The organism is uncultured Lamprocystis sp. (genome assembly GCF_903933125.1).
Taxonomy (GTDB): domain Bacteria; phylum Pseudomonadota; class Gammaproteobacteria; order Chromatiales; family Chromatiaceae; genus Thiodictyon.
In genome coordinates this window covers 1-10,702 of sequence record NZ_CAIZIZ010000291.1, presented here as the reverse complement: position 1 = coordinate 10,702, position 10,702 = coordinate 1, and the positions used below count along the sequence as shown (strand labels likewise).

At 62.1% G+C, this 10,702-nt stretch carries 10 protein-coding genes; 1 reads left to right on the top strand and 9 read right to left on the bottom strand.

Translation table 11 applies throughout. The features are described 5' to 3' along the window. Positions 1-164: 164 nt before the first annotated feature. From QZY03_RS14110 to QZY03_RS14075, 8 genes are all read right to left on the bottom strand, one after another. The gene (locus QZY03_RS14110) at positions 165-815 is read right to left on the bottom strand and encodes a glycosyltransferase (protein ID WP_295582056.1); all 651 of its coding nucleotides are present in this window, start codon (positions 813-815) and stop codon (positions 165-167) included. Then, on the bottom strand, positions 800-1,564 hold the full coding sequence (locus QZY03_RS32105) for a class I SAM-dependent methyltransferase (protein ID WP_363169252.1): 765 nt from the start codon (positions 1,562-1,564) through the stop codon (positions 800-802). The genes QZY03_RS14110 and QZY03_RS32105 overlap by 16 nt, the downstream gene beginning before the upstream one ends. A gap of 27 nt (positions 1,565-1,591) precedes the next feature. Further along, on the bottom strand, positions 1,592-3,037 hold the full coding sequence (locus tag QZY03_RS14100) for a flippase (protein ID WP_295582052.1): 1,446 nt from the start codon (positions 3,035-3,037) through the stop codon (positions 1,592-1,594). 95 nt (positions 3,038-3,132) lie between these two features. Then, complete coding sequence (locus tag QZY03_RS14095) at positions 3,133-4,293, bottom strand: PilT/PilU family type 4a pilus ATPase (RefSeq protein WP_295582050.1); 1,161 nt, start codon at positions 4,291-4,293, stop codon at positions 3,133-3,135. A 197-nt stretch (positions 4,294-4,490) separates the two neighbouring features. Next, a complete protein-coding gene (locus tag QZY03_RS14090; protein WP_295582048.1) occupies positions 4,491-5,528 on the bottom strand; it encodes a type IV pilus twitching motility protein PilT in 1,038 nt (345 codons plus the stop codon). Between the two features lie 104 nt (positions 5,529-5,632). Next, the gene (locus QZY03_RS14085) at positions 5,633-7,027 is read right to left on the bottom strand and encodes a hypothetical protein (RefSeq protein ID WP_295582046.1); all 1,395 of its coding nucleotides are present in this window, start codon (positions 7,025-7,027) and stop codon (positions 5,633-5,635) included. Continuing rightward, positions 6,957-7,880 (bottom strand): DEAD/DEAH box helicase family protein, encoded by a 924-nt coding sequence (locus tag QZY03_RS14080; protein WP_295582044.1) that lies wholly within the window; start codon positions 7,878-7,880, stop codon positions 6,957-6,959. Before QZY03_RS14080 ends, QZY03_RS14085 begins: the two co-directional genes overlap by 71 nt. Continuing rightward, a complete protein-coding gene (locus QZY03_RS14075) occupies positions 7,877-9,568 on the bottom strand; it encodes a site-specific DNA-methyltransferase (RefSeq protein WP_295582042.1) in 1,692 nt (563 codons plus the stop codon). Before QZY03_RS14075 ends, QZY03_RS14080 begins: the two co-directional genes overlap by 4 nt. Before the next feature lie 365 nt (positions 9,569-9,933). On the opposite strand from QZY03_RS14075, the gene QZY03_RS14070 reads away from it, so the two are divergent. Beyond that, positions 9,934-10,239, top strand: a complete 306-nt coding sequence (locus QZY03_RS14070) for a hypothetical protein (protein WP_295582040.1) — start codon at positions 9,934-9,936, stop codon at positions 10,237-10,239. Positions 10,240-10,396: 157 nt separating this feature from the next. On the opposite strand, the gene QZY03_RS14065 is transcribed toward QZY03_RS14070, so the two are convergent. Next, complete coding sequence (locus tag QZY03_RS14065; RefSeq protein ID WP_295582038.1) at positions 10,397-10,633, bottom strand: hypothetical protein; 237 nt, start codon at positions 10,631-10,633, stop codon at positions 10,397-10,399. Between the last annotated feature and the right edge of the window lie 69 nt (positions 10,634-10,702).

Here is a 10,702-nt window from a genome sequence, read left to right as displayed (position 1 = left end):
TGGGGCGTCGATCTGCACTAGAGTCAACGCAGGCAGGGGCATCGGACAACGGCATTTCCCTCGGTCAGTTTGCACTTCCAAGGGTACGCCTACCCGGCGCTCCTGCCACTCCTTCAGGGTGCTTGATCTCCTACCGAAACAACCCGTTTTGGACCAACCGATGATCAAGGCCGACTGATGGATCGCGGCCTTCGCGCGGCATTGCGCAGATACAAATGCTCGGCATACCAGAATATCTGCTCGTCACTCCAGCTGAAGCGACACCGCCGCGCCCGGATATCGGTCTGAATCATCCAGCCATCGCAGGTCATGGGTCCCACCGCCATCACGTCGGGATAGTGAAGCAGCGCTTGCACGCACGCCGACCAGGAATGCTGGGTCACCACGGTATCCGAGTTCAAGAGGCACAGCAGGGGTCGAGTCGCCAGCGCGGCCCCCGACATGCACGCCCCGCTGTGGAAACTGCTTTGCGCGTTGCGCCGACTCTTCCAGTTGTTTCTCGCAGCAAATTGCGTGACGATGCCGCTTGCCCGCAAGTCAGTGGACCCGTCGTCGACCACCACGATTTCGGCCTCGCCGGCGAAGCACTCCAGACTACACAGGCAGCGCCGCGTTTCATCCGCGGCATTGTGTACCGGCACAATGACCGATAGGTGTCGACTGGCGGCGATCTCATCATCCATCATGAGCGGCGTACTTAACTCCTCAACGCCGAATGACAGCAGCCCGACATAGGCCTGCTCGATCCTATGCTGCCAGTCTTGCGGCAGGTGTCGGAAGACGCTGGCCAGACGGCGCTCTAGGGGGACGAACATACCCTTGCCCCGACCTCGTAGAGACCGATTCCAGACCCTTGCTGATCGGCATCCGCAATCACTTCGACGCCACCCACTGCATGACGCAGCTCACACCAGTATCTTGGGACCTCAGTGACACCATCAGCGATGGGATGAATGTCATGGAGAGCGACCAACCCACCATGGCGAACCAAGGGGGAAAGCACCTCGTGATCGCTCCTGACTCCCGCATAGGTGTGATCGCCATCAATGAAGAGCAGGTCGATAGATCGGCCGTTCAGCAACTGCTTAAGCGCACTTATGATGGCCTGGCTATGGGAATCGCCGCGGAGCAAATAAAGGCTTTGTCGCGGCAATGCGAATCGCCGGTAGAGGGGTGCTCGCCAACGCGGATAGCCCCCACCAAAGGCGCCGCCCGGCAGATCGATGCTAATGAGCACGGCATCCTCGGCGGCCACCCGCGTAAACATAAACAAGGTTCCGCCATTCGCTGTCCCGATTTCCAATACAACTTTCGGTTGAAGAAATCGCACGCGATCCAGCAATGCGCAGATCTCAGTATCGAGTTGAAAGGGATCAAACCAGCCTGACGCCAAGGCGCGAGTGTACGCGACGAGTGCTGCCGAATGGTCGAAAGAGCGATGCGCGCCCAACTCGCGGTAGGCCCGGACCCAGCGACCGGGCCGCGCCAGCGTGGCGGTGACAACACCACGCAACCCCGCCCGAGCGAACTCACCACGGACCTTGTTCAGTGTGACCGATACCATCGCTTGAGGTTCTTTGCTTGGGCTTTTTCAATGCTTGGGGAGCCCGGGAGAAATGGAAATACCAAGTGCAACGCACCTAGCGCCTGGCGTCCCGTCCATAACGCCATTGCTCCGAACGAAACGGCAAACAGCATCCATCGCATCGCCGACGACGGCGCTAAGCTGGATACGAAGATGGTTGAAATGAGGATCATGCTCAGCGGTACCACCAAACGCAAATAGTCGCTGAACGTGGCGCCGCTGAGCAGTAGTAACAATAGCGCATCGACAGCCACGCGCGCCGTCCAAGCGACGGCCGCCCCAAAGATACCCCAAACCCACAGCAAAGCCCAGAGCAGAAGCGCATAAGGCACCAGTTCCGCCAGATGAACCACGGCAACAGCACGCGCATTCCCCTCCCCCTTGCAGGCGCGCGTAGGGCACGTACGCAAGCGAATTGAACCACAGACCAAGCAGCAGCACCTGCGCAACCGGCGCCGACCGGGAAGCAATGTCCGGCCCCAACCAGAAGCCAAAGAACGGATCTACGAACCAGATCGCCATGAAAACGACGGGCGTCATAACGACAGCAAGCGCCGCCAGCGCGCGGCTCATCAAGTCGTCGCGATCGGACCGGGTACAGGCGGCGAAACGCGGGAAGATCGCGGCGGAAAGGCTGCCTGCGAGCATCACCCCGCGCGAGACCAGACCGTGGGGGATGGTGTAAAAGGTAACCGCGCTCGCCCCAAGAACTTTTCCGATGATCAGACGATCAGCCACGGCGAGCAAGGGTCCCACCACCGCGGTGACGGTGATCCAACCGCCGTACCCCAGCAGCGAGCGCAAGAGCCCGGCATCGAACGCCGGTTGTCGGGTGAGCGGAACATGGCGGCGGCAGAGACCGAAGAGGAGCAGGATACCGAGAACACGCGGTGCCAGGGTCGCCGGGATGAGCCAGCCCAAACCGGTATATCCGGCTACCGCGACCGCCAGCGGCAGCACCAGGGCAAGGCTTGCCACCACGACCTGAACGACATTGAGCGAGAGGAACTGCTCTCTGCCTTGTAGCGCGCCCACCAGGGCGCTTGCGCTCATGGTGATGGGAAGCGCGAGCGCGATCCAGGGGAGGGCGGCATACAACTCGACCTGGAGGGCGTCAACCGGCGTCGGCTTGCTCAACACGAGATGGCCGACCGTCCACATCGAAAGCCCGCAGACCAACCCCATGGCGGTGATGGCGATCAGTGCCGTCCACACGACCGTCGACCGTTCAGCCGGTGAAGCCAGGTCCAACTGAGCGACTCGCTGGGCGGTCGCCCGTGACATGCCAAGATCGAACAGCCCCATATAGCCGAGCAATACCCATACAATCGCCAGCATACCGTATCGGCTCTCGCCAATCAGTGCCAGAAACGTCGGAAGCGTTATCAGCGTGATTGCCAGCGGGATCAACTGGCCCGATAGGTTATAGCAGGTATCGCGGCGGATCGACATGCGCTTGGCGATTGCGCATCAAGCCCACGCCGGCGGCCGGGGCGCCGACGCGACTGGGCACCCGGGCGCAATCATCCGGCTGCTTGCGGCGCCGATCACAACCGAATGATCCCAGTATCATCGTCGTCATCGACCAGCTTGATCCCCTCGATCGAACGATCCATCGCCGCGCGTTGCGCACTGCCGCCCTGAAGTTTGATCATGAGCCGGACCTCATTGGCTGAGTCGGCCAGGCGCAGGGCGTCTTCGAAGCTGATCTCGCCCTCCTGGTAAAGGTCGAACAACGCCTGATCGAAGGTGATCATCCCCTGCTCCGGCGACTTCTTCATCAGTTCCTTGAGCTTGTAGACCTCACCCTTGCGAATGATGTCGGCGGCCAGCGGCGTATTGATGAGAATCTCCACCACGGCGCGCCGTCCATGACCCGATTTGCGCGCGATCAACTGCTGGGCAACCACGGCCTTGAGATTCAGCGACAGATCCAGAAGGAGCTGGTTGCGCGCATCCTCCGGGAAGAAGTTGATGATGCGATCCAAGGCCTGGTTGGCGTTTTTGGCATGCAAGGTAGCCAGCACCAGGTGTCCGGTCTCGGAGAAGTTCATGGCATATTCCATGGTCTGGCGGGTGCGAATCTCGCCGATGAGGATCACGTCGGGAGCCTGTCGCAGCGTATTCTTCAACGCCACATCGAAGGATTGGGTGTCAACCCCCACCTCACGCTGGGTGATGATGCAGCCGTCATGATCGTGCACATACTCGATCGGGTCTTCGATCGTGATGATATGACCCGTGCTATGGCGGTTGCGATAGCCCACCAAAGCGGCCAGCGAGGTCGACTTGCCCGTCCCGGTACCGCCGACCAGGATCACCAGGCCGCGCTTGTACATGGCGAAATCACGCAGCGCGGAGGGCAGCTTGAGTTCCTCGATGGTGGGGATCTTGGTCTCGATCCGGCGCAGCACCATAGCGGCGGCATCCCGCTGAACCAGGGCGCTGACGCGGAATCGTCCGAGCTTGGGCCGATCGATCGCGAACTGACACTCGTTGGTCGCCTGAAACTCGGCGCGCTGACGCTCATTCATCAGCGAATGCACCATGTCGCGGGCCTGTTCGGCACTCAACGACTGCTTGCCGACAGGGGCAATCACCCCGTCGATCTTCACGCTCGGCGGCCATCCCGCGGTGATGAACAGGTCCGAGCCTTTCTTATCCACCAGCGCGACCAGCAATTGCTCCAGCGTCTGTCTCAGGTCCATGGACAAAATACCTCAATCGTGGGTTGGCAACCTTGCGGGATCCTGACCGCACGGGCCTTGATCGTAATCCCTGCCGGCGGCGTGCGTCGTCAGGGCTTCCAGCCCTGACGGTATCAGGCCAGGATGGCCTGACGACGCACCCGGCGAGCCCAAGTGGCGGGAATCGTGATCGGGGCCTCCGCACGCAACGGTCGCGATCACATAAAATCGTCCTTGTTCTGCGCCTTGCTGCGGGCATCCTTACGCGTAATCAGGCCTTTTTGCATCATGTCTTTCAGGTTCTGATCCAGGGTCTGCATCCCATGCGCCTGGCCGGTTTGAATGGCCGAGTACATTTGTGCGACCTTGGCCTCGCGGATCAGATTGCGGATTGCCGGCGTGCCGATCATGATCTCGTGGGCGGCAATCCGCCCGCCGCCGATCTTCTTCAGCAGCGTCTGGGCGATGACCGAGCGGAGCGACTCCGAGAGCATGGAGCGCACCATCTCCTTCTCCGCCGCCGGGAACACGTCGATGATCCGGTCGATGGTCTTGGCCGCGGAGGTGGTATGCAGGGTGCCGAAGACCAGATGACCGGTCTCGGCGGCGGTCATCGCCAGCCGGATCGTCTCCAGGTCGCGCATCTCACCCACCAGGATGATATCAGGGTCTTGACGCAGGGCGGAGCGCAGCGCCTCGCTGAAACCCAGGGTATCCTTATGCACCTCGCGCTGATTGACCAGGCACTTCTTGCTGGTGTGCACGAACTCGATCGGGTCCTCGATCGTCAGGATGTGGGCATACTCGTTGTCGTTCAGGTAGTCTACCATGGCCGCCAGGGTGGTCGACTTACCTGAACCCGTGGGCCCGGTCACCAGCACCAGACCGCGCGGGACATTGACGATATCCTTGAAAATCTTCGGGGCGTTCAGATCCTCCAGGCTCAAGACCTTGGACGGGATGGTACGAAACACCGCCCCGGCCCCGCGTTTCTGGTTGAAGGCGTTGACGCGGAAACGCGCCACGCCGGGAATCTCGAACGAAAAGTCAGTCTCCAGAAACTCCTCGTAATCCTTACGCTGCTTATCGTTCATGATGTCGTACACCAGCGAGTGCACGGTCCGGTGCTCCAGCGCCGCGACATTGATCCGGCGCATATCCCCGTCCACCCGGATCATCGGCGGCAGGCCGGCCGACAGATGCAGGTCGGAGGCGTTGTTCTTGACGCTGAAGGCAAGCAGTTCGGCGATGTCCAAGGCTTAACTCCCGTTGGATGCGAGGACCAGGAGCGCGCGGTCACCACCGTCTGGAACCCGCCGCGCGCGTCAGTGCGCCAAGCATAACGCGAAATGGCCGACAATTACGGACGAAGGCGATATCGAGCCATGGTCAGCCACCAGACCCCGGCCCGCGGCGGCCGGATGGCATGGTGTGCGCAGCCCAGCCCCCGCGCAACCCCTCCTGTATCTGTTGCGCGATGCTGCGCCCCCGCGACGTCTCGGCCGAATCGCCGATCCACAGGAACACCTCTTGTCCGTTCATTGCCCGCTGCCAGGCCAGGCCCATTTGTCGCTTGCGACTGTCGAAGGGCTCCAGATAGCCGCCCTTGTACTCCATCACCAACAGGCGCGTGTCCGTCAGGCGCCCCAGGAAGTCGGGATAGAACCAGTCCCCGTGCGCGGATGGGCACGGCAGCCGGAAACTGCGCGGATGCCGCTCCATGTTGCGCAGCCAGTAGACCAGCCAATCCCGATCCCATTGCTCGCCCAAGGCGCGTTGGGGCAACTGGCGAATCCTGGCGTCGGAAATCCCCAGATGTCCGGCCGCGTCCGCGTCGATCTCGCTCGTGGTGGCCCCAGTCGCAGTCATGGGGCGGGCAGTCGCGTGCTGAAAAGCGCCCGTGGTGGCGCAGTTCCTCGGCGGTCGCCTCGCCCAGGATCAATTCGCCCTGGCGCCAGGCAAGCAACGGCAGGGTCAAGGTCTCGCCCCGCTCGGCCGGGCAACGCAGGGCCACGGCCTGCCGGTAGGCATCACGCACGGGCTGGCGTTGATTGGCCGGCAGGCGCTCGCACAGGCGGTCGATGGCCGCGGGCGAAGCCTCGGGCTGGATGCACAAGGTCGTGCTCTGGGCGCTCTGTCGCGTGATGGCGATCCCGGCCAAGTCGCTGCCCGGTAGCCCGTCCAGATTGGGCGGAGCGCCGGGCAGGACCACGGATGTGCCGCGCCGCGCCGCCAACAGGTCGTCGTCCTCATCGAAATGAAACGGCGTTTGCACCGCCTCCTGCGCCTGCTCCCGGTCGAATCCCAGGGTCACCAGCGCATCGCGCAGTTGCTTGGCGGTCGTCTGAAAGGCGCCATGGGTCACATGGGCATAGGCCCGGTTGAGCGGGTCGAAGCGGCTGGCCTGGGCGTTGGGCATCCGCAGCACTCGCCCGAGTAGCTGTTCGATGTCCTTGGGCGAGCGGATATTGGCGACCGAGCAGAGCACATAGGCCCAAGCGCAATCCCACCCCTCCTTGAGTGCCTGCACCGTGATGATGTGGCGGATCTTGCACTCGGGCAGAAACAGATCCACCCCGTCGATGCCCCGTTCGGTGCCGGTGGCAATGGCAATCGCGTCCTCGGCAATGCCCTCGTGCTTGATCAGGTGGGTGCGGATCGCCTCCGGTGTCACGGTGCCGTCCTTACGCTCGGCCTGATACAGAGCGATGGGGCGGATGCCGCGCCCGTCCTGGCGAGCCAGATCCTCCAGCATGGCCCGCTCGCGCACCGGCCACCGTGGCGGTCCAGTCGCCGCCGTACTCCGTCACCACGACCGGCAACTTGATCATGGTCGCGTCGCGCAGTTCGCGGGCGGACACCCGCACCAGAACATTGCTGCCGCTCTTGGAGTCGGTGGCGGGGGTGGCGGTCAGTTCCAGGATGAAGGCCGGTGCAAAGCGCTTCAGGGTGTCGAATGACAGGGGCGTGCGGGCGTTGTGCGCCTCGTCTACGATCACCAGCGGGGGCCAGGCGCGGCAGAGGTTCACGAAGGATGCGAGCACCCGGCCCTGTTCGTCCGTGTCCATGTCCGGGACGGCGGTCAGGCGCTCGAAGGTGGCGTCCAAACCCTCATGGCCGGCGTAAACCTTGCGGGTGTCCATCTTGTCCACCCGCAACGCCTGGGTGGTGCTGACCACGATCAGGGCCTTTTGGCGCACCTCCTGAGGCAGGATGCCGGTCGCATCCTCCAGACTCAGGACCCGCACCCGGTCGATGCCGAATTGGGCATTGAGTCGTTCGCGGTACGGGTGTTGTGGATCGCGCAGGGTGGCGGCGGTCTGGTCCAGGATCGCCTTGCTGGGGACCAGCCACAAGGTCAATGGATAATCCTGGCCGGCGCACTGGCGCAGCACCGGGATGGCGTCGGCAGCCAGCACGGTCTTGCCGCCGCCGGTCGGCAGGCGCAGGCACAGATAAGGGGTCGCGCCGAAGCCTTGGTCCCGATAGGCCGGCTCGTGGGGCGCGATCTCCGCAAAGGCCCGATGGGGGCCGATCTCCGCGGCCCGTCGGGCGAAACGGGTCAGGCTGTCCAGGGCGGCGTTCTGGTAGGGCTTACGGTCCATCATGCGTTCGCCTGATAGGGGAGTTGGCGAAAGCGCAGGTTGAGTGCGGTCAGCCGGGATTCATGCAGGCGGCAGGCCTCGCCGAACACCACGCGAGGGCCGTCGTGGGGCGCCAGGACATCCAGCAACCGCGCGGTCAGGACGTTACCGCCCGCGGGCCGGCGATCACCCAAAATGCCGTTGAACAGCAGGTAATAGGCGGTGCCTTGGTGGACCCCCAGGAGCGGTGTCGCGGGCACCTCGGCCAAGGGTTGGCGGGTCTCCCGATACCAGACCCAGCGCGCCAGGTCGGCGAAACCGACGCCTGGCCTGATGCTGCCGTGTCCGTCGAAGACCGGCTCGCCCAGTCGACAATAGCGGAAACCGCCGCCGCCTTGCCAGTTCACGTCGGTGCTGATACCGCCCTGCTCGCCGTCGATGACCTTGCGCAGCCGGGCCGCGCAATGGGTTTCGGCGTGGTCGCCCATCTCGACGCCGATCCAGCGGCGGCCCATTTTGTGGGCGACGGCCGTTGTCGCGCCGGACCCCAGGAAGGAGTCTAGAACCAAATCATTTTCGTTCGTAGCAATGTCGAGAATGCGCTGAATCAATCCCTCCGGTTTTGGAGTCTCAAACGACGCTTTTTCGCCGAACAGAATCTCGATCTCGCGCGCTTGATCATTAATCCGGCCAGACCCAAGCCGGCCCGCGTCGCGGCCGTGGGCCCTACGGTAGGAGCGGCCCACGGCCGCGACGGGCTGCCCCAACGACGGGTGGCCGGAATGATGATCAAGGCCGATCTCGCGCGCCGCGTGCTGATTGAGTCCCACATCGTCCCAAATTGAGGGTGCGGTCATGCCGGCTTTTGCCTCAGACTTAAAGAGCTTGCGCATGGGAGTGCCCGCTTTTCCATCCTTTCCCCAAAAAAAGCGTTGATCGGCGACCATTTGCAACATTTCTTCTTTCCTGTAAACCCAGCAGCGTCCTTTTCTCGGAAACACCTCCTCGCCAGTAAAAGGATTGACAACGGGGTAAACAAGGCTCTCAACATATCTGCCGCCTTTCGCGTTTCCCGTGGAGTCAACTTTTCGGAAAGGTCCCCGTTTATCGAACCCGAAAGGCTCTTCGTATGCCCTGTACTGAGAGTCCGCCTTCTCCGTCCGCTTCATCAGATTGAATGACTCTTCCGCTCGCGTTTTTTTTGAGGCATTACCGGCATCCTTGGCAAACACCAGGACATGGTCATGGATTGACCCAATCTTTCTATCATTCGGCGCACCGTCACGTCGCTTCCAGGATATGTCTGCGATGAAAGTGCCTCTGCCAAACACCTCATCCATTACGACTCTTAAATAATGCCCTTCATTATCGTCGATCGTCACCCAAACCGAACCGTCCTCGCTCAACAGCTCGCGCAGCAACTCCAGCCGCGGATACATCATCGACAACCAGATGGAATGTTCGCGGTTGTCGTCGTAGTGCTCGAAGGCGGAGCGGGTGTTGTAGGGCGGGTCGATGAACACACACTTGACCCGCCCGGCGTAGACCGGCAGCAAGCTCTTGAGTGCTTCCAGGTTGTCGCCCTGGATCAGCAGGTTCTCGGTCTCGGGCTCGCCGTAGCTCAGGCGCGGTACCGCCACCAGGGGCCGGTAGGGTACGTCCCGGATGGCCACCACGGCGGCGTCTTTTCCTGTCCAGTGCAGAGAAGGCATGAAGGGCGGATGTCAGGTTGAAAAGGGGGCTTAGGATGGGTGAATCGGCGCAACCTGTAAACGCCGGTGCCGTGTCCCGTGATCACCGCGGACGCGGGCCTTTGTTCCGTCGAGTCAAGTCGCCAGATTTCCCGGCTATTTAACAACGCCTTAGACCGCCTGGCTATGCTATTCTTGGTGCCATGGTGCGCCCTGATGCGGCTCTTTCCGCTGACTCAAACCCAGGGAGAGCGGCACCCGTGCAACACGGCGCCCGGCGGATGGATACGGTCGGACTGACACCCCCGGCAGCGGTTACCGCGCTTCCGACCCGTGCCCGGACCGCCGCCACATGGCCCAACCCCCTTCACCCGGAGCCCGCACCCATGGCCAGCTTCATTCTTGACACCTTGGCCTATGCCGACACGCTCAAGGCCGGCGGATTCAGCCCCCAACAAGCCGAGACCCAAGCCCGTGCACTGGCCGAAATCCTTGATCGACAAATGGCGACCAAGGCCGAAGTCGCCGAACACGAGAACAACCTGCAACACGCCATCGAAGTCTTGCGGCTTGAAATGAAGCGCGACATTGCCGAGACGAAAGCCGACCTGACCCGCTGGGTGATTGGTGCGGGCGTCCTGCAAACAACCATCGTTGTGGGCGTTTTGTTGAAGGTCGCGAAACTGGTTTAGGCGATTGCCGAGGACGTCAGCGACTTGAAACACCGGATGACGCGCCTTGAGGTCGGCATGAGCCTGGTGAAGCGAGACGTCGCCTATGGCGATGAGACCGACGCCCGGCACTAAGCCACTCCACGGATCATTCTGGCCACCGACAGCCAGACCGGCGTCAACTGCCCGCCCGCTGTCGCCAGTTATAAATCGCCTGTTCAAGCCCCTCCGAGAATACCTTCATTTCGCCCTCGGTGGCTTCGGTCCTGCCGACCATCCGCGCGATCTCTTCCGGGTCGCGTTGCAGCGCATCGGCAAGGGTCTCAAAGCGGTGCTTGGAGATACTGAAGTTTCCTACTTTTAATTTGGTTGCCGAATAGGAAATACACAGTATGCAGCGCAAAAAAGCGTACACGAAATGATTCGTTTATTAGTGTTAGCTAATATACTTATCAGCCGCTCGACGGCCTCGCTGAGGGCGCGG